Below are 17,517 nucleotides of genomic sequence, written 5' to 3'. Positions count from 1 at the left end.
CCCGCTCCTGGCGAGGCTCAGCGCAAAGTGGTTCGTCAGCAACCACCTAGATGCGGGTGTAGTTCAATGGTAGAACGGCAGCTTCCCAAGCTTCATACGAGGGTTCGATTCCCTTCACCCGCTCCATGTCTCTGTAATTGATTGATTGATTTCTTTCAAGAATGGCGACCGCGCTGGCCGTCGTTGCGGGTCCATTCGACGAGCCTGTTAGACATGATCGCTCACTTCATCGATCGATTTGACTTTCAGATCACCGTCAAACCCGCCAGTTATGTACGCAGACAAACAATCTGAGAACTCGTCGAGGAGCGCCAACCCTTTTGGGTCGTAGTCGTTCTCGGCGGTAAGTGTGAGTCGCGAACCGTCCCAGGCGCATGTAACGTTCGCGTGCCATTTGCGATGTTCCGCAAACTCCTTCGCGATGTCGATGGCAGCCTCCGAGCCAGCATCCTTCGGAACACCATCGCATACGAGAACGGCTCGATAGATCATGTTTGACGTGCGCGCTGAGCGGGCGGCGAAGCCGTCCGCTCCAGCAACCGGTTAAAGCTCATCAATGGCATCGATCTCGACCTCTGGATTGAAGTGATACAGCACCAGGTAGTCATCCCAACCGGAATCGCCGGTGCAAATAGTCATCGAAGACTTGCGGAGCAAGCTACCGAACGTCGGATGCGCATACAGCTTTGCTTCGACGATGCTCCATAGATGAGCCCGGTTCGAAGTCTTGAAGGCCAGGTTCAGATATCTGCCGTTGTCTTCTCCCTCTTCCGCTCTACTGCGAATGACACAGGACTCTGTGTTCGCGATGGATTCGAACTGCTCGCGCAGCATCGCCAGATCTAGCGCAGGGGCAGCATCTGGATGCACTTGAATGCACAACTCAGCAGGATCTGTGGGGTCAGATGCGGATGTCATGGAACAACGCTCGGTTCGAGGACAGGATCGCTTTAACGCAAAGGTGACCGGCACGTTGGGCCTCATTTCCACACGCGAATCTCGTACTTGATCTTCAGTGACGTGCGCTCGGCGCCATGATCTCGACCGCCCTCAACTTCTACAACCTTTACCAGCGCCGCCCCGTCTTCGCTCACGAAGACGGCGATCTCGCCGACATGGATCGGCGCGGTGTAACTGAAGTCAAAGACCCTTGGATCGTCGATCTCGTGAAACTCCCGCGCGTATCGAGCGAGAGCCACCTGCTGTGGCCTATCCGCGTATGCGTGAATGGATGTCCCGCCTCTGGTACTCCAACGAGTCACAATCGATCGAGCATCGCCTGGAGCAAACTGGATCTCAAACTTGCTCTCATTGAGCATGTAATCGAACTTCGCGCCGCCGTTTGGCCCCATTCCGGAAGTAAAGTGTTCAGCGAATGTGGAGTTCAGTGACTCGACTTCCTCTCTCATATCGGCAGGGTAGTCGCGGAGCGCAATCCCAGCATCCCGCAGGCGAGCCCAGCCGGCGCGGTAAATGAGTGGGTTGGGATCGTAGCTTCCAATGAACACAGTCGAGATCCCTACGCGCGCAATTAGGTCAGCGCAACTTTCCTTCGCAGAACCGACATCAATGCACGGCTCCAACGTCGTGTAGAGGGTCGCGCCGCGGAGGCTTAGACCGCTCAATTCAGCGAGCTCAATCGCAGCGCGCTCGGCATGCTTTCCACCACCTCGGCAAGCGGCGGCAATCAGCACTCCATCCCGAGCAACAGCGGCCCCAACTCGCGGACCCGGCGAGGTGGCCTTCTTCATCTCGTCGATGGAGGACCGCATGAACTCGCGATCTTCATCGGTCACGGGTGCGCGGCTCATGAGGCCCAACGTTTGACATGAGCGGTGACCGACCGGCGCAGCCGGTTGGGCATCCGCTCGATTGACGGGTTAGCCCTCAATACAGCGTTTAGGCAGCCACTGAGGCGGCCAATCGCTACGGGCGCGGCACTAGCAATCGGGCGGCCGCTACCGACAGAACCCCACCGATAGGGAGCGACAGCAAACCAGCGACCCAGCCAGACGAAATGAACGTGAGCACTATTGCTGAAAGGCCAAAGATCGCAAGTGGATTGCGAAGCCAAAAAAGATGCCGCAGCTTTACTGAAACGGGGATGTGAAGTAGCAGCCATAGGCCAACCAACCCAGTGAAGAGAACACCCCAACCATTCCATACCCAGAAGACTTTTTCTGACGCGTTGTGGGGCCTCGACTAGCGCGTTAGATTGATGCCAGGGACTTCGACTGCTTGGACTGGCTTGACCTGTAGCGGCGCGAGGAGCGCCTCGACTTGACCCTCTGGCGTTTCATCGCACTCGACGCGAAGAAGAAAAGAGCCTCTAGCCGAGCGGTAGATTGTGCAACCTGGGATCCCCACCAGCGAACCTTGTACGGCAGGCAGATTGGTGTGGGTACATCCATCAAGCTCGAAAATATGAGTTGGCATAAAACTCTCCTTTGAGGGCTAACGTAATTTAGACTGCAAAACCTGCGGCTTAACTTGGTGGCTGAGGTTTAACTTGGTCATAAAAATCGTCCGAAAGCCTCTTGTTCATTGGGTTTTCGGAAAATATACTGTATTTCCATACAGGCAAATACTTCCATGAAACCCGGTAACCCACCGCTGCAATCGACCCGCTTGCTCGACCAGGTCAGGGAGCGGATTCGCTATCTTCACTATAGCTTCAGCACCGAGAAGCTTTATGTGTACTGGGTGCGTTTTTTCATCCGCTGGCATGGTTTGAAGCATCCGCGCGACATGGGGGCGAAGGAGGTTGAGGACTTTCTGACTATGTTGGCCACGGAACGCAAGGTTTCAGCATCCACACACAACCAGGCCCTGAGCGCGTTGCTGTTTTTATACCGGGAGGTGCTTGGCGTCGATCTGCCCTGGCTCGACAACATCAACCGACCGACCCGCGCGCGGCGGATTCCCTCAGTGCTGACCAAGGACGAAGTTGCCGGTTTGCTGGCAGCGATGGATGGAACTGCTGGGCCACTCTGATGTGAGCACCACCATGATTTACACGCATGTGCTGAAGGTTGAGGCCGGGCAGACAATGAGTCCGCCGGATTCGATCACTGGGAGGAATGTCTGCTTTGCGGTGAGGCAGTCATCTATGACGAACCGCCGCGCCGCTTCAACCACCTCATCAAGCCGCCGACCACAGGCAGCTTCTCATACAGCTCTTCAGCCGCATCCCAGTAGTCGCGGTGCAGCGTGATGCGGCCTTCGCCGTCCAGCACCAGGTGCGAGCCGCCCAGGATGCGCTGCGCCTTTCCCCGCTGGAAATTTTTGAAGGCAAAGTGGAACTCCCAGGTCAGGAAGCACTGCTCGCCTTGCACGATGCGCCCGGTGACGACGAAGCGCGGGTTGTCCAGGCTGGCGTACATGTGGCGAAAGATCCGCTGGATTTCGGCCACGCCTTGCACGTCGTTGAAGGGGTCCTTGAAGCGCGCGTCGGGGGCGTAAATGGCGCCCAGGGTTTCCACGCCCGGGAGGGTGAGAAGCTGGAAGGTGTCTGCAATGCGGTCGACAGCGGAGTTCGCGGAGTGGGCGGAGTTCATGGATTTTCCTAGGCCTGCCTGAGGCGGCGGGTTGCCGCGAAAAACAAAGGGTAAGGCAAAAGCCGCAGGGCTTTCATCCAGCGGGTAAAACGTTTGGGAAAGTGGATTTCAAACTCTCCGCGTGCCCAGCCCTTGAGTATTTCTTGGGCCGCCTGTTCGGGGGTGATCAAGGCGGGCATTTTGAACCGGTTCTGCTGCGTCAGCGGTGTGTTGACAAAGCCGGGGTTGATGAGCGACACGCCGACACCCTGGGCATGGAGGTCCAGGTACAGGGTTTCGGCAAGGTTGATGAGCGCGGCCTTGGTGGGGCCGTAGGCCAGGCTGTTGGGCAGGCCGCGGTAGCCGGCCACGCTGCCCATGAGGCTGATGTGGCCGCGCTGGGCGCTGCCCGTGTGGGGCTGCCGCGCCAGCAGCTGCGGCACCACGGCGTCCAGCATGTAGAGCGCGCCCAGGTAATTGACTTCGTTGTGGCGCAGCAGGTCGGCCAGGTCCATGTGGGCGGCATCCATGGCGTGGTAGTGGCCGGCGCAGTAGACGACGCAGTCCAGCGCACCCTGCGCGGCCAGGGATGCTGCCGCGGCCTTGACGGCCGGCGCGTCGGTGACGTCCAGCGGCAGGGCCAGGGCACCGGGGTGGGCGTCGACAAAGCTGTTGAGCGCATCCGCGCCGCGGGCCGACACCACGACCTTCGCGCCCTGGGCGTGCAGCGCCGATGCGGTGGCCCGGCCTATGCCGGTGGAGGCGCCCACCAGCCAGACGGTGCGGCCGCGCCAGTCTTGCATGCGAGAGTTCAGAGCCATGGCGGTCTATCGTTTGGTGAAGGACAGCGTCACTTCGCCCAGGCCCACACCCCATTTGCGCATGGCGGCCTTGTTGAGCATGACCTTGTCGTTCATGAGGTACATCCAGTCGTCAAACTGCACGTTGACCACCCGGCCGTCCACCGGCAAGGCCAGGGTGTAGGCCCAGTTGAAGGCGTTGCCGCTTTGCCGGCCCTCGGCGGTGCCCACGACGTCGTCGGCCTGGCCGGTGTAGCGGCCGTCGGCGTGGCGCGTCAGGCGCCAGATGCGGCGCTGGGTCGTGCCGTCGGAATAGCTGAAGGCTTCGTCGAGCACGCCGGCGTCGCCCTTCCAGGTGCAGGTCATCACCACGGTAAAGCGCTTGACGACCTTGCCCGAGCGGTCGGTGAAGATGCCGTAGGCGTCGAGCGTGCCGTTGAAGTAGTCGCGCAGTTCCAGCACCGGGGTTTCTTTGGCGTAGTCCTGGACTTGCGGCGTGCCGCATGCGCCCAGCAAGGCGGCGCACACCACGGCGGCGAGAAGGAATGGGCGGTGGAAAAAGTTGCGTTGTGTCATGGGGTGTGCGGCGGGGCCGTGGTTGAGAGGATGAAAAAATGGAGCGCGCCGGCCGCCAGGGCTTTGAGCGCGCAGGGCAGGAGGCAGTAGGCGGCGGTCAGCAAGGCGGACGCGTTGGCATCCCGCACGCCGGGCACATAACCGAGCCAGCCCAGCAGAGGCAGGGCCAGGCCGGCGGCCAGCGCGAGGTTGAGCTTGGTGGCGAAGTTCCACCAGCCGAAGTAAGCCCCTTCGGCGCGGCCGCGGTCGCCGGCCCTGGCGATGACGCCGGCCAGCAGCGCGCCGGGAAGGACCAGGTCGCTGCCCAGGGCTGCGCCGGACAAGGCGCACACCAGCAAAAACCACGGCGCGTCGCCCGCGCCCAGCAGGCTCGCGCCCAGAAAAACGGCAATGGACAGCAGCATGCCGAAGCGCCAGCTGTGCACCAGGCCCCAGCGCTTGACCGCGCGCAGCCACAGCGGCATGGACAGCGCGCCGCACACAAAGTACACCGCCAGCGCGGCGGACTGCATGGCCTCGCTGGCCTGCAGGCGGTCTTGCAGGAAAAACAGCACCAGCGTGGCCGGGATGGCGCTGGCAATGCCATTGAGCAGGTAGACGCCCAGGAGTCGGCGAAAGCCGGGGTTGCGCCACGGATGGCGGAGCGCGCCGGCGGTGGTGCCTGCTGCGCTTGCCGCCGCGAGGTGGCGGCGCTCGGGCCGGGGCGCTAGGCACCAGGCCCACCAGCCCCCTGCCAGGCCGGCGACCAGCAATGCCAGCATGGCAGGCACGCCCAACAGCGCGGGCATGACCGACGCGAGCAGTACACCCACCAACCCGAGCCCTTCGCGCCAGGCCACGATGCGGCTGCGGTATAGCGCGTCGCCGCCCAGCATGGCGCCCCAAGACTGGTGCGCGATCGACAAGGCGCTGTAGGCCGCGTAGGTCACGACCAGCCAGAACCCCGCCCACCAGAGCAGCGCCGTGGGTCCGCTCACCAGCGGCACAAACAAAAAAGAAAATCCCGTGGCCAGCACGGCCGCGGCCACCGCGCCCATGGCCAGCACCGCGCGCAGCGAGGCGGCATACAGGCGGTCACACAGACGGCCCAGCAGCGGGTCTATGACCGCATCGAGCAGGCGCGCGCCCAGCAGCACGGCACCCAAGGTCGCGAGCGAAACGCCCCACTGGCGCGTGTACAGATTGGGCATCAGCACATACAGCGGCAGGGCGCAAAACGCCAGGGGCAAACCCAGCAGGCCGTAGCGCGCGCCGCCGCCCAGGCCCAGAATCCGCGGCGCCGCTTCGATGGGCACGGCCATGGAGGGATTCATGGCGCGGCGCCCGCCGGGGCCGGAGGTTTGTCCTGGGCGAGCAACGCGCGGCGCAGTTGCGGCTCGGAGGTTTGCGGGGACAGCCAGATGCCGAAAAAGAGTTTGGCAAACAGCGGGTCGCGCACTTCACCGAGCAGGCGGCCGTTGCTCCAGAACACCGCGCCGGTGGCGGGCTGGTGCACGCCGGTGATGCGGTCGCCGCTGCTGACGTCCGGGAACAGCGCGCGCATCTGGGTTTCCCAGTCGGTTTCCTGGGCCGGGCTCATGGGGGTGATGGGCGCCTGGCGGCGCATCTCGGCGATGGACCGCCTGGCGATGTCCGCGCCCTTGAAGTCGCGCAGGTAGGCCAGTTCCAGCGCGAAGGGGCTTTTGTCATAAGCCGGCGCGGCAAAGCCGGGGGCGACCCAGAGGGTGGCCTGGTAGACCTCAAAGCCCCAGTATTTGAACCGGGCCTGGCCGGACAGGCTGGCCGTGGGCAAGGCGGGGCGCAGCTCTTGCGGCAAGGCCTGGGCCTGGGCGGGCAGGCCGCAAAGGCAGCCGGCCACCGCCAACAGTGCGCAGGCAGCGGCGTTTTTCATGTTGAAAGCGCGGCGGGCTTGCGCAAGGTGAACTGCATCAGGTTGATGTCACCCGTATCGAAGGCGGCTTCGCAGTAGGCCAGGTAGAACGCCCAGATGCGCATGAAGCGCTCGTCAAAGCCGAGCGCCGCCACTTCGGTTGCGCGCGCCGTGAAGGCATCGCGCCAGCGGCGCAGCGTCTCCGCGTAGTCGGGCCCAAACGCAAATTCGTCCACCACCTCCAGCCCCGCGGCCTGGGCCTGGCGGCGGAACTCCCGCGGGCAAGGCAGGCAGCCACCGGGGAAGATGTACTGCTGGATGAAGTCGGTCGATGCGACGTAGCGGTCGAACAGCGCGTCGTCGATGACGATGCTTTGCACGCAGGCGCGGGCGCCGGGTTTGAGCAGGCGGCTCACGGTGGCAAAGTAGGTGGGCCAATAGGCCTGGCCCACGGCTTCCACCATCTCGATGGAGCAGATCGCGTCAAAGGGCGCGTCCGGGATGTCGCGGTAGTCCTGCAGGCGCAGGTCGGCGCGCCCGCCCGCGCCGGTGCTGACGCCGAGGCGCCGCATGCGCTCGTCGGCATAGGCCAGCTGCTCGGTGCTCAGCGTCACGCCCACCACGGACGCGCCGCGGCGGGCGGCGGCCTGCTCGGCCAGCGCGCCCCAGCCGCAGCCGATTTCGAGCACGCGGTCGCCAGGCTTCACGCCGGCCATGTCGAGTGCGCGGCGTACCTTGGCGTCTTGCGCCTCGGGCAAGGGGCGGGACAGGTCGCCCTCGAACCAGGCGCCGGAGTAGTTCATGGTCTCGTCCAGCCACAGGCGGTAAAACGCGTTGCCCAGGTCGTAGTGGGCGTGGATGTTCTTGCGGCTGTTGGCGCGGCTGTTGTGGTGCAGCAGGTGCTTGACGCGGTACAGCAGGCGGCCCCACCACGTGCCGAAGACCATGGCGTCGACCTCGCGGCGGTTGACGGAGAACAGCTTGAGCAGTTCGGTCAGGTTGGGCGTGCTCCAGTCGCCGGCGATGTAGTTCTCGGCAAAGCCGATGTCGCCGGACTTGAGCGCTGCGCCGAACACCTTCCAGTTGTGCAGCGTGATGCTGGCGCTGGGATGCCCGGGCTCGTGCATGCCCTGCTGCTGCGGGTGCTCGCCGAAGCGGCGCTGCGAGCCGTCGGGCAGGTGCAGGGTCAGCGCACCGTGGCGCAGGTTTTGCAGCAGGCGCAGCGCGCTGCGGGCGGCGGCCGGCGCGTCCTCTGGAAATGCAAGGCCTTGGGCGGTGCGGGTAACGGCGTTCATGTCGGACTCCTGGAATGGGGCGTATGTATTGCGCGTAGGCCTCTAGCGCGAGACAAAGGTTTGCGGCGGCGCGGGTTTTCGAAAGAAAGGCACTTTTTTCAACCACAGGCGCAGCGCCTGTACATGGATGTGCAGCACCACGCCCAGCGTCATCGCGGGATGGCGCCAGACGGCGCGGCGCAAGGCGGCGGGCGTGATGGGCTGCAGCGTGCCGCTGACGCTGGTTTGCAGCACGGGGGTGTCGGCGACGTCGTCGTCATAAAAATCCACGCGGGCCACCGTGCGCGCGAGTCCGCCTTGCCCACCTTGTTCGCCGTGTTCGCAGCGCATGAAGCGAAAGCGGTAGTGGCCCTGCACCGGGTTGAAAGGCGAGACGTGGAACACCTTGTCGGCGCGCTGCTCCACGCCATAACGCGGGGCGTCCAGCACATAGCAGTGCCGCTCGCCGAAGGTGTTGTTGACTTCCACCACGATGGCGCGCAGGCCGCCGCCCTGGTCGTCCGCGGCGCGGTGGCAATACCAGAAGCTCACCGGTTTGAAGGTGTAGCCCAGCACGCGCGGATAGGTGTGCAGCCAGGCCTCCCCGGTCGCGTCATGAATGCCTTCGCGCCGCAGCACTTCGTCCAGCCAGGCGATGGCGCCGCCCTGCTCCAGGCCGCGTCCGTCGCCGTGGTCGGTCTCGAAAAAGCTCAGCGGGCCCGGACGGTTGATGTCCCACTGGCCGGGCCGGGGCGCCTGCCTGTGCAGGCTGCGCAGCGGCAGCATCAGGAAATAGGTGGGGTAGGCAAAGGCGTGGCGCCGCGGGCGCAGGCGGGTGTGGCGCACCTGGCCGAAAGCGATGAGCGGCACGGGCTGGTTCATGTGTCCACCAACAGCTGCGCGGCGGCAGCCAGCCCTGCCTTGAGGCCGTCTTCATGAAAACCGTAGCCCATCCAGGCGCCGGCATAGTAGCGATGGTTTTTGCCTTGCAGTGCCGGCATGCAGTGCTGTGCAGCCACGGCGACCGGATCAAACACCGGATGGGCATAGTCGTATTCGCCGATGATGCGGTCTTGCGCGATGGGGCGCACCGGGTTCAGGGACACGATCACCGGCTGCTCCCAGGGCAGGGGCTGCAAACGGTTAAGCAGGTAGTGCAGGCACACGCGCGCGCCCTCCTGCCCCGGCGCCGCCGCGCGCTCATAGTTCCAGGCCGCCCAGGCCGCCTTGCGCGTCGGCAGGGCGGAGGCATCGGTGTGCAGCACGGCCTTGTTGGACTGGTAGTAGATAGCGCCCAGGGTTTCACGCTCGCGCACCGTTGGCGCGGCCAGCATGTTCAGGGCCTGGTCGGAATGGGTGGCGATGATGACCTTGTCGAACAGCTCGACGCCGGCATCGGTGTGGATGCGCACGCCGCCTTTGCCGTCCGGTGTGCCGTCCAGGTGTTCGATACGGCGCACCGGGGTGTTCAAACGCTTGTCCGCGATGCCCGCGATGATTTTTTCCACATAGCGCCTGGCGCCGCCCTGCACCGTCCACCACTGGGGGCGGTTGGTGATTTGCAGCAGGCCGTGGTTGTGGCAAAAGCGCACCATGGTGGAGACCGGGAACTGAAGCATCTGCGCGGTGGGGCAGCTCCAGATGCAGGCCATCATGGGCAGGAAATACCAGTCGCGAAACGCGGCGCCGAAGCCGTGCTCGTCCAGAAACGCGCCCAGCGGCTGGCGCAGTTGCACGTCGCTTGCGTCTTGAGCCATGCGGGTGGCCAGGGTGTTGAAGCGCAGCAGGTCGCGCAGCATGCCCCAAAAGCGCGGGTTCAGCAGGTTGGCGCGTTGCGCAAACACGGTGTTCAGGCTGGAGCCGCTCCACTCCATGGCGCGGCCATTGGCGACATCGTGGGCCTGCACCGAAAACGACATCTCGGACCTGGCGGTCGCCACGTCCAGCTCCGCCAGGAGCTTGATCAGTTGCGGGTAGGTGCGCTCGTTCAGGACCAGAAACCCCGTGTCCACCCCGTGGGTGACCTCACCGCGCGGCGTCGGAAGCGTCACATCAACAGTATGGGTGTGCCCGCCAAACCAGGCGCCCGCCTCCAGCAGCGTGATGTCCGCCTTGCCCCTGAGGGCATGGGCGGCCGCCAGGCCTGAAATACCCGAACCCACGATGGCCACTTTGATCGACACAGGCACTCCTTGAATTGATGAGGCCAATTCTATACCAATCAGTATTTATTAATACCATTCAGTATTAATATTTCCTCACAATTCTTTTTTCAAACCAAACTGGCTAAAATCAAGCCATGACGAGCACCCTCCCCCCTAAGGCTTCCTTCAAGGCACAAATGCTGCTGGCGCGTGAAGACGCCATCATCCAGTCGGTCAACCGTTTGCTGGCGGAAAAAGGCTTTGAATCCATGACGGTGGACGAAGTGGCTGCCGACGTGGGCATTGCCAAAGCCAGCCTTTACAAGCACTTCCCGAGCAAAGAAGACCTGGCGGCAGCGGCCATGGTGTCGGTCATGCGCCGGGCACAGGCTTTTCTGGACACCTTGCCGACTGAGCTGTCCGCCGTGGACAAGCTGCGCAAGGTGGTGGCCTGGACCATGGGCCTGAAGCTGGCGGGTGAAATGCCTTCGCTGCCCAGCCAGAATTCCAGCCTGCGCACCGCGCTGATGGCCAACAAGGACTATATGGACGGGCTCATGGACGTGAGCGACCGCCTGGGTGCCTGGATTGAGGCGGCACAGGCCAAGGGCGCGCTCAACCCCAAGCTCCCTCCCGTCGCGGTGCTGTATACCCTGTACGCCCGCGCCTGCGATCCGGTGCTGGAGTTTTTGAAAATGGGCGAGCTGTACACCGACGATGAAATCGTGGCTTTGGTGCTCAGCACATGCTTTGAGGGCCTTGAAGCCAGATAACCCAAGTGGCCGGATCGCGGCCCGCGGCCACTCAGCGCATCACGATGATGGCGATGCCGAGCAAGGTCAAGCAGCTGCCGGCCAGCGTGACCGCCGTGATCCTGTCCTGGTTTTTGAACAGCAGGTGGCTGAGCGGAAACACCAGGATGGGCGTGCACAGGGTCACCAGCGTGGCGACGGACAGCGGTATGTAGCGCATGGCACCGATCACGCAGATCTGCGCGGAAATCGTTGAAACGCCTATCAGCGCAAAAAGCGCGACGCCGCTGCGGTCGGCTGTGCGCAGGCGTTGCACGATCTCGCGCTTGCCGGCGCTGAACAGCAGGTGCAGCGCCAGGCCGCTGAGCGCCCCGACCAGCGCCCCCAGCACGGGTTCGTTCCAGCCGCGCACGGCCGAGCCCCTGAGCACATTGCCGATGGCATAGGCCATGGAGCTGCCCACGCCCAGCAGGAACACCGACTGCATCACCTGCCGCAGGGTCCGCTGCATCACGGTGGACTTGAGGGCCTCTGGCGCGGGACCGCCGTCGGGTGCCATCACGGCCACCGCATTGCGGCGCGAGAAGAAGCCGGGCTTGTAGCTCACCAGCATCAGGCCGGCGATGGTCATCAGCATGCCCACTGCCGCCAGCACGCTCAGGCGCTCGCCCAGCAGCAGCCAGGCCATGAGGGCGGTGAACAGCGGGCTGCTGATCTGGAAGATGCTGGCCTTGGCCGGGCCGAAGCGCACGACGGACTCGTAAAAAAAGAAACGCCCCAGGTAGGTGGTGAAGGCGCCTGCCGCGGCGAACAGCCAGAAGGCCTGCGCGTTCCACGACAGCGCGTCGCCGCGCAGGCCCATCTGCACCGCAAAGGCCAGGGCGGAGAAAACGACGTTGGCGGTGGTGGCGACCAGGAAGCCCAGGCCGAGGTCCAGCCTGTGAGAGGCCAGCTTGGTGAGCAAGATGGACGCGGTGAAGAGCAGCAAGGCGGCGCCGGCCAGAACGTAGCCCAGGTAGCCCAGGTAGGTGTCAGACATCCGGCCTCATCTTGTGGTCTTTTGCGGAAAATCGCGCGCCTTGCAGCCACTCCTAGATCTTGAAAGCCTCCAGCGACTCGGGTGCGAACAGTTCCTCCGGCAAGAGCTGACGTTTGGACAGCCCCTGCTCGAAAGAGTAGCGCAAAAAGGTCTGCAAGGTGGCCTGGTTTTTTTCGAAGCCATAGGGCCAGAAGTCCTCGCCCATCTCACGCCTGACCTGCTCGACGTGCGAAGTCAGCCAGGGCAGCATGGCCTTGAGGGCCGCGGTTTCGTAGAGGTCTTCATAGGTGCGGCGCTGCGACTCTTCGAGCGCCTTCATCATGGAGCGCGCCACCCAGCGATTCGCTTCGTACACGTCGCGCCGTATCGCCACCGTGTGCATGATGGGGAAGATGCCCGTCTCTTTGAAGTAATTGCGCTCGACCTGTTCGTAGTCCTCGAACAGGCGCAGCACCTTGCCGCCGCCCTTGAGGAAGCTCGAGGGCATGCGCGCGGTGTAGAGCGCGTCGATCTCGCCGTCGAGCAGCATCTGCGCCAGGGTCTGGTCCGGGCCTATGCGCTCAACCTTGATGTTGGGCGGCAGGTCGAGCTTGATTTTTTCGGAGCGGCCGGGCTCTTCCTCACCGCCGGTGAAGTAAGTCACGCTGTCCACGGGCACGCCGTAGTGGTCTGACAGGATGCCGCGTATCCACACCGGTGCCGTCATCTGGTACTCGGGATTGCCGACGCGCTTGCCGATCAGGTCCTTGGCTTCGCGGATGCCCGACTTGGCGTTCACGTAGATGCAGGAATGGCGGAAGAAGCGCGAGGGAAACACCGGGATGGCCACAAAGGGACGCGACTCGTTGAACATGGAGACCGTGTACGACGAGAGCGACATTTCCGCGACGTCAAATTCCTTGTGCCGCAACATGCGGAAGAAGGTCTCTTCCACCGGCATGTTGAGGTAGTTCAGGTTTATGCCGTCGGGCTGCACGCTCCCGTCCATCAGGGCGCGGGTGCGGTCGTAGTTCCAGCAGCCGAAGCTCAGTTTCAGTTTTGACATGTGGCGGTGTGTTCCTTGTGAGAGAGGGATTTCAGTGGGGCTTACTCGGGCTTGATTCCCGAGGCGGCGATAGCCTTGGCCAGACGTTCGTTTTCGCCGAGGATGGCCTTGCCGTAATCGGCCGGGCTGCTGCCTATGGGTTCGATGCCGGCGTTGTTGAGCGTGGCGATCACGTCCGGCATTTTGGAGATCAGTGCCATCTCCTGGCTGATGCGTTCGACGGCACTGGCCGGCGTGCCGGTGGCGGCCAGCACGCCGACGATGGGCGCGAAGTCAAAGCCCGGGATGGTTTCGGCGATGGCCGGCACATTGGGCTCCTGGCTGGAACGCTGCGCCGCGTTGTTGGCCAGCAGCTTGACCTGCCCGCTTTTCACAAAGCCCGACAGCGAGGGCAGCGCCGAAAACAGCACCTCGACCTGACCGCCTATCAGCGCGGGCACCGACTGGCCGGTGCCCTTGAAGGGCACATGCGTGATCTGCAGGCCCAGCGCGGCCTTCATGGCCTCCATGGTCAGGTGGTGGGTGCTGCCTATGCCGGAGGAGCCGTAGTTCAGCGTGCCGGGCTTGGCCTTGGCCAGCGCGATGAATTCCTGGAAGGTGTTGGCCGGCACCTTGGGATGCACCGCGAGGTACAGCGGCGCGCGCGCCGCCGCCGACACCGGCACGAAGTCGCGCTTGTAGTCATAGCCCAGGTTTTTGTAGATGGCGGGGTTGATGGAGAACATGGAGCCATCGGTCACCAGGAAGGTGTAGCCGTCCTTGGGGGCCGTGGCCAACGCCTGCGCGGCGACCACGCCGTTGGCGCCGGGCCGGTTGTCGACCACCACCGCCTGGCCCAGTTTGTCGCCCAGGCGCTGCGCATAGATGCGCGCCACCGTGTCGGGCAGTCCGCCGGCGGCATAGGGCACGACGAATTTGATGGGGCGGTTCGGGTAAGCAGCCTGGGCGGCGGCGAATTGGGGCAGCAGCATGCCGGCCAGCATCGCGCCGGCCAGCATGAAAGAGCGGCGTTGTGGTTTCATGGGGCTTGTCTCCTGGTTTTAGGGGCTGACTTTTTGACTGACTCTGACTGACTCTGACTGACGCGGAACGGAAAGCGGTAAGGATAAAGAAGCAGTATGAAGAAGGTAAATTAAAAAAACAGGCCGCCTGGGGGCGGCCTGGGCTCAGGTCGAGTAGGACGGCTCCAGCGCGGGCTCGCGCGTGTCCCAGACATAAGAGGCCTGGTAGGCGCGCCAGTCGGTGGTCTTGGGCACAATGGCCTGGAAGGCGACCACGCTGGACGGGATGCGCAATGCGCCCGTGCCTATGGCGGCGCCGCCGGCCTGGAAGGCGCGTACCGCTTCGAGCATCTGCTTGCGGAACTCGACCACCGCCATGTCGCTGGCGCCCAGGCGCTCATGCGTGCGGTCGGCAATCGGCCCCATGGTGACCCACATCGCGATGTCCTGGTTGGGAAAGCCGGTGATGCCGGTGAAATTGCCGGCCTTCATGGCTTCGCGGTCCTGCCAGAAGTTGTTGGCGCGGTTGCGCAGCGGCGCATAGTTGGCGTCCAGGTCAGAGCCCAGCTGCTGGCCCAGGAACTTGCGCCAGGTGTCGGTGTCGGGCGTCTGCTCAGGGTGGCCCCAGGCGATGAAATAGAAGGCCGTGTTGGTGTCGTCCATCGGTATGTTGATGTTCGCCACGTTGTAGAGGTTGTTGGGGGGGATCAGCGCGGTGGACGGCGCCACAAACACCGTCGAGCGGATGTAATCGTTGGTTGCCGCATTCTTGATGGGGCGGCGGATAGCGGCGTAGCGAAAGCCGTAGCCGCCGCGCTCCACCTGCATGCGCGGCGCCTTGTCAGTGGAGGGGCGCAGCCAGTTGGTGTCGGTGGCCTCGGCGCCGTCCACGCGCGCCGGCACCATGTCCGAGGAATGCAGGCTGGAGCTGTGGGCCGAATCGATCGCGCCTTCGAGGATTTGCGCCCAGTTGCAGGGGATCAGCGCCTTGGCGATAGTCACCCTGGCATCGGCCGTGGGCGCCCAGGCCGGCGGCACGAACTCGGGCTGGGTTTCTTTAGGGCCCATATAGGCCCAGACAAAGCCGCCCCACTCTTTCACCGGATAGGCCAGGTGCTTGACCTTTTGCGCCATGCCGCTGGCGGCGGGCTCGGAGACCATCTCCAGCACATTGCCCTCCACGTCCATCTTCCATCCGTGGTAGAGGCAGCGCAGGCCGCAGTCCTCATTGCGGCCGAAGACCAGCGAGACGCGGCGGTGCGGGCAGTATTCATCCATCACGCCGACGCGGCCCTTGGTGTCGCGGAACACCACCAGGTCTTCGCCAAACACGCGCGCCTTGACGGGCGTGCCGTCGGGCTCGCTGACCTCCTCGATCAGGCAGACGGGCGTCCAGTGGCGGCGCATCAGCTGGCCCATGGGGGCTTGGCCCTCCACACGGCAGAGCAGTTCATTTTCCTCAGCGGTCAACATCGCGAATGTCCTTTTATCGGTAACGGCCCCACGGGCGGGAGCCTTCAATCAAAACAGGTTTAAAAACAACTTGCCAATCCAGGGCAAGGTGATTATTCTTAGACAACTAAGAATATCGTTATTTTGTGCTTTGTCAAGAAAGTTTGTGGAGACAAGAATGAGCGTTAACCCTCACGGCGCCAATGACACCCCGGCGGCGGAGCCGGACTTCTTTGCGCTGAAGGTTGCGCGCAAAGAGGAAGTCGCGCAAGGCATTTACCTGTTCGAACTTCGCCACCCCGAGGGCGCGCCCCTGCCCGCCTTCACGGCCGGCTCGCACCTCACGGTGCAAGTGCCCAGCGGCGTGCGCCGCAATTACTCGCTGTGTAGCGACCCGGCCGACACCGGCGCCTGGCAGATTGCCGTCAAGCGCGACGGGCGCGGGCGCGGCGGCTCCGTCAGCATGGCCGACGAGGTGCAAGCCGGGCAGTTGCTGGCCGTCAGCGCGCCCCGCAACAATTTCGAGCTGGCCGCGCATGCCAGCGAATTCATTTTTATCGCGGGCGGCATAGGCATCACGCCGATTCTGTCCATGATGCGACAGCTCAAGCGCACAGGCAGCGCCGGCTTCAAGCTCTACTACTGCACGCGCGACGCCGCCGGCACGGCCTTCATCAACGAGCTGCAATCCGAATTTCCGGGCCAGGTGCAGATCCACCACGACAACGGCGACATCAACGAAGCGCTGGACCTGTGGCCGGTGTTTGAAAAGCCGGGCACAGCCCATGTCTACTGCTGCGGCCCCAAGGGCCTGATGGACAGCGTGGCCGACATGTCGGGCCACTGGCCTTCGGGCAAGGTGCATTTCGAGAGCTTCGGCGTCGACGCCGCGGTGTTTGCGGAAAACACGCCCTTCAGCGTGCGCCTGGCCCAAAGCGGCAAAACGGTGGAGGTCGGCGCGGGGCAGACCCTCCTCGAAGCCCTGCGCGGCAGCGGCCTGCGCGTGGCCAGCTCCTGCGAAAGCGGCACCTGCGGCACCTGCAAAACACACCTGCTGGCCGGCGAGGCCGAGCACCGCGACATGGTGCTGAGCGAGGAGGAAAAGGCCGATCACATCATGGTCTGCGTCTCGCGCGCAAAATCGCCTGAACTGGTACTGGACTTATGACGGAGCGCATACTCAAACTCGGCATCGTCGGCCTGGGGCGGGCCTTTACGCTGATGCTGCCCACCTTTGCGCACGACGGCCGCGTGAAGCTGGTGGGCGCGACCGACCCCATCGCTTCTGCCCGCGCGCAGTTCGAAAAAGACTTCGGCGCGCCCAGCTACGCATCCATGGAGGCGCTGTGCGCCAACCCGGCGGTGGAGGCCCTTTACATCGCCTCGCCGCACCAGTTCCACGCCGAACACGTGCGCCTGGCCGCCTCCTTCGGCAAGCACGTCATGGTCGAAAAACCCATGGCCCTCACGGTAGACGAATGCAGCGCCATGATTGAAGCGGCCCGCGATGCGGGCGTTCACCTGATCGTGGGCCACAGCCACAGCTTCAACACCCCGATACGGCGCACGCGCGAACTGATAGACAGCGGCCGCTACGGCGCGGTGAAGATGATCCACGCGCTGAACTTCACCGACTTCCTCTACCGCCCGCGCCGGCCCGAAGAGCTGGACACGGCCGCCGGCGGCGGCGTGATTCACAGCCAGGCCACGCACCAGATGGACATCGTGCGCCTGCTGGGCGGCGGGCTGGTGCGCAGCGTACGCGCCCACACCGGCGCCTGGGATGCGAGCCGCCCCACCGAGGGCGCCTACAGCGCGCTGCTGGGCTTTGAAGGCGGCGCCTTTGCCTCGGCCACCTACAGCGGCTACGGCCACTACGACTCGGACGAGCTGCTGGGCAACATCGGCGAGATGGGCCAGGCCAAAAACCCGGCCGACTACGGCGCGGCCCGCAAGCGCCTGCAGGGCGCGGCCACGTCCGCCGAAGAAAGCGCGCTCAAGGCGGCCCGCAACTACGGCGGCCGCCTG

General features: G+C 64.0%; 18 protein-coding genes, 1 tRNA gene and 1 pseudogene. 5 read left to right on the top strand and 15 right to left on the bottom strand.

Going from position 1 to position 17,517, the window contains the following annotated elements:
- Nucleotides 1–52: 52 nt before the first annotated feature.
- Nucleotides 53–126, top strand: a tRNA-Gly gene (locus tag PMI15_RS01860).
- Nucleotides 127–207: 81 nt separating this feature from the next.
- Here the strand turns inward: PMI15_RS01860 and PMI15_RS01855 are convergent.
- From PMI15_RS01855 to PMI15_RS01845, 3 genes are all read right to left on the bottom strand, one after another.
- Entirely contained in the window at nucleotides 208–492 is a 285-nt protein-coding gene (locus tag PMI15_RS01855) for a hypothetical protein (protein ID WP_036837134.1), read from the bottom strand.
- A 51-nt stretch (nucleotides 493–543) separates the two neighbouring features.
- Entirely contained in the window at nucleotides 544–918 is a 375-nt protein-coding gene (locus PMI15_RS01850) for a hypothetical protein (RefSeq protein WP_157214496.1), read from the bottom strand.
- Between the two features lie 62 nt (nucleotides 919–980).
- Nucleotides 981–1,796, bottom strand: coding sequence for a dCMP deaminase (locus tag PMI15_RS01845; RefSeq protein ID WP_157214495.1), 816 nt, complete (start codon nucleotides 1,794–1,796; stop codon nucleotides 981–983).
- A 796-nt stretch (nucleotides 1,797–2,592) separates the two neighbouring features.
- Here PMI15_RS01845 and PMI15_RS01840 point away from each other — a divergent pair.
- Nucleotides 2,593–2,976, top strand: a pseudogene (locus tag PMI15_RS01840) (phage integrase N-terminal SAM-like domain-containing protein); the annotation flags it as partial.
- Between the two features lie 131 nt (nucleotides 2,977–3,107).
- Here the strand turns inward: PMI15_RS01840 and PMI15_RS01835 are convergent.
- The 8 genes from PMI15_RS01835 to PMI15_RS01800 are packed head-to-tail and all read right to left on the bottom strand — an operon-like array spanning nucleotide 3,108 to nucleotide 10,233.
- Nucleotides 3,108–3,557: a nuclear transport factor 2 family protein gene (locus tag PMI15_RS01835; RefSeq protein WP_007863051.1), complete on the bottom strand. Its 450-nt coding sequence runs from the start codon at nucleotides 3,555–3,557 to the stop codon at nucleotides 3,108–3,110.
- Nucleotides 3,558–3,565: 8 nt separating this feature from the next.
- Entirely contained in the window at nucleotides 3,566–4,357 is a 792-nt protein-coding gene (locus PMI15_RS01830) for an SDR family oxidoreductase (protein WP_007863049.1), read from the bottom strand.
- 6 nt (nucleotides 4,358–4,363) lie between these two features.
- Complete coding sequence (locus tag PMI15_RS01825) at nucleotides 4,364–4,912, bottom strand: DUF3833 domain-containing protein (protein ID WP_007863047.1); 549 nt, start codon at nucleotides 4,910–4,912, stop codon at nucleotides 4,364–4,366.
- The gene (locus PMI15_RS01820) at nucleotides 4,909–6,225 is read right to left on the bottom strand and encodes an MFS transporter (protein ID WP_007863045.1); all 1,317 of its coding nucleotides are present in this window, start codon (nucleotides 6,223–6,225) and stop codon (nucleotides 4,909–4,911) included. Before PMI15_RS01820 ends, PMI15_RS01825 begins: the two co-directional genes overlap by 4 nt.
- On the bottom strand, nucleotides 6,222–6,803 hold the full coding sequence (locus PMI15_RS01815; RefSeq protein ID WP_007863043.1) for a chalcone isomerase family protein: 582 nt from the start codon (nucleotides 6,801–6,803) through the stop codon (nucleotides 6,222–6,224). The genes PMI15_RS01820 and PMI15_RS01815 overlap by 4 nt, the downstream gene beginning before the upstream one ends.
- Nucleotides 6,800–8,077: a cyclopropane-fatty-acyl-phospholipid synthase family protein gene (locus PMI15_RS01810; RefSeq protein WP_007863031.1), complete on the bottom strand. Its 1,278-nt coding sequence runs from the start codon at nucleotides 8,075–8,077 to the stop codon at nucleotides 6,800–6,802. Before PMI15_RS01810 ends, PMI15_RS01815 begins: the two co-directional genes overlap by 4 nt.
- Nucleotides 8,078–8,119: 42 nt before the next feature.
- Complete coding sequence (locus tag PMI15_RS01805) at nucleotides 8,120–8,938, bottom strand: DUF1365 domain-containing protein (RefSeq protein ID WP_007863030.1); 819 nt, start codon at nucleotides 8,936–8,938, stop codon at nucleotides 8,120–8,122.
- A complete protein-coding gene (locus tag PMI15_RS01800) occupies nucleotides 8,935–10,233 on the bottom strand; it encodes an NAD(P)/FAD-dependent oxidoreductase (protein WP_036837138.1) in 1,299 nt (432 codons plus the stop codon). The genes PMI15_RS01805 and PMI15_RS01800 overlap by 4 nt, the downstream gene beginning before the upstream one ends.
- 122 nt (nucleotides 10,234–10,355) lie before the next feature.
- Here PMI15_RS01800 and PMI15_RS01795 point away from each other — a divergent pair, with 122 nt between their 5' ends.
- Nucleotides 10,356–10,973, top strand: coding sequence for a TetR/AcrR family transcriptional regulator (locus tag PMI15_RS01795; protein WP_007863027.1), 618 nt, complete (start codon nucleotides 10,356–10,358; stop codon nucleotides 10,971–10,973).
- Nucleotides 10,974–11,004: 31 nt separating this feature from the next.
- Here PMI15_RS01795 and PMI15_RS01790 read toward each other — a convergent pair whose 3' ends face one another.
- The 4 genes from PMI15_RS01790 to PMI15_RS01775 form a co-directional block, all read right to left on the bottom strand.
- Entirely contained in the window at nucleotides 11,005–11,991 is a 987-nt protein-coding gene (locus PMI15_RS01790) for a DMT family transporter (protein ID WP_007863025.1), read from the bottom strand.
- Nucleotides 11,992–12,043: 52 nt separating this feature from the next.
- Nucleotides 12,044–13,036 (bottom strand): hypothetical protein, encoded by a 993-nt coding sequence (locus PMI15_RS01785; protein WP_007863024.1) that lies wholly within the window; start codon nucleotides 13,034–13,036, stop codon nucleotides 12,044–12,046.
- Nucleotides 13,037–13,077: 41 nt separating this feature from the next.
- Nucleotides 13,078–14,058 (bottom strand): tripartite tricarboxylate transporter substrate binding protein, encoded by a 981-nt coding sequence (locus PMI15_RS01780; protein WP_007863022.1) that lies wholly within the window; start codon nucleotides 14,056–14,058, stop codon nucleotides 13,078–13,080.
- Between the two features lie 144 nt (nucleotides 14,059–14,202).
- The gene (locus PMI15_RS01775; protein ID WP_007863016.1) at nucleotides 14,203–15,510 is read right to left on the bottom strand and encodes a Rieske 2Fe-2S domain-containing protein; all 1,308 of its coding nucleotides are present in this window, start codon (nucleotides 15,508–15,510) and stop codon (nucleotides 14,203–14,205) included.
- A gap of 157 nt (nucleotides 15,511–15,667) precedes the next feature.
- Here PMI15_RS01775 and PMI15_RS01770 point away from each other — a divergent pair, with 157 nt between their 5' ends.
- Nucleotides 15,668–16,657 (top strand): PDR/VanB family oxidoreductase, encoded by a 990-nt coding sequence (locus tag PMI15_RS01770; RefSeq protein ID WP_007863010.1) that lies wholly within the window; start codon nucleotides 15,668–15,670, stop codon nucleotides 16,655–16,657.
- Nucleotides 16,654–17,517 (top strand): Gfo/Idh/MocA family protein (locus PMI15_RS01765; protein ID WP_007863007.1); only part of this gene is annotated, 864 nt, incomplete at its 3' end. The genes PMI15_RS01770 and PMI15_RS01765, both read left to right, overlap by 4 nt.

Source organism: Polaromonas sp. CF318, assembly GCF_000282655.1.
Classification (GTDB): domain Bacteria; phylum Pseudomonadota; class Gammaproteobacteria; order Burkholderiales; family Burkholderiaceae_C; genus Polaromonas.
Note: the sequence above shows the minus strand (reverse complement) of the source record. Positions and strands in the feature narration are given on the sequence as shown.

Bases quoted from the DNA above. Each gene is read 5' to 3' on its own strand.
- PMI15_RS01855 (WP_036837134.1), bottom strand. From the start codon at position 492: ATGATCTATCGAGCCGTTCTCGTATGCGATGGTGTTCCGAAGGATGCT.
- PMI15_RS01850 (WP_157214496.1), bottom strand. From the start codon at position 918: ATGACATCCGCATCTGACCCCACAGATCCTGCTGAGTTGTGCATTCAA.
- PMI15_RS01835 (WP_007863051.1), bottom strand. From the start codon at position 3,557: ATGAACTCCGCCCACTCCGCGAACTCCGCTGTCGACCGCATTGCAGAC.
- PMI15_RS01830 (WP_007863049.1), bottom strand. From the start codon at position 4,357: ATGGCTCTGAACTCTCGCATGCAAGACTGGCGCGGCCGCACCGTCTGG.
- PMI15_RS01825 (WP_007863047.1), bottom strand. From the start codon at position 4,912: ATGACACAACGCAACTTTTTCCACCGCCCATTCCTTCTCGCCGCCGTG.
- PMI15_RS01820 (WP_007863045.1), bottom strand. From the start codon at position 6,225: ATGAATCCCTCCATGGCCGTGCCCATCGAAGCGGCGCCGCGGATTCTG.
- PMI15_RS01815 (WP_007863043.1), bottom strand. From the start codon at position 6,803: ATGAAAAACGCCGCTGCCTGCGCACTGTTGGCGGTGGCCGGCTGCCTT.
- PMI15_RS01810 (WP_007863031.1), bottom strand. From the start codon at position 8,077: ATGAACGCCGTTACCCGCACCGCCCAAGGCCTTGCATTTCCAGAGGAC.
- PMI15_RS01805 (WP_007863030.1), bottom strand. From the start codon at position 8,938: ATGAACCAGCCCGTGCCGCTCATCGCTTTCGGCCAGGTGCGCCACACC.
- PMI15_RS01795 (WP_007863027.1), top strand. From the start codon at position 10,356: ATGACGAGCACCCTCCCCCCTAAGGCTTCCTTCAAGGCACAAATGCTG.
- PMI15_RS01790 (WP_007863025.1), bottom strand. From the start codon at position 11,991: ATGTCTGACACCTACCTGGGCTACCTGGGCTACGTTCTGGCCGGCGCC.
- PMI15_RS01785 (WP_007863024.1), bottom strand. From the start codon at position 13,036: ATGTCAAAACTGAAACTGAGCTTCGGCTGCTGGAACTACGACCGCACC.
- PMI15_RS01780 (WP_007863022.1), bottom strand. From the start codon at position 14,058: ATGAAACCACAACGCCGCTCTTTCATGCTGGCCGGCGCGATGCTGGCC.
- PMI15_RS01775 (WP_007863016.1), bottom strand. From the start codon at position 15,510: ATGTTGACCGCTGAGGAAAATGAACTGCTCTGCCGTGTGGAGGGCCAA.
- PMI15_RS01770 (WP_007863010.1), top strand. From the start codon at position 15,668: ATGAGCGTTAACCCTCACGGCGCCAATGACACCCCGGCGGCGGAGCCG.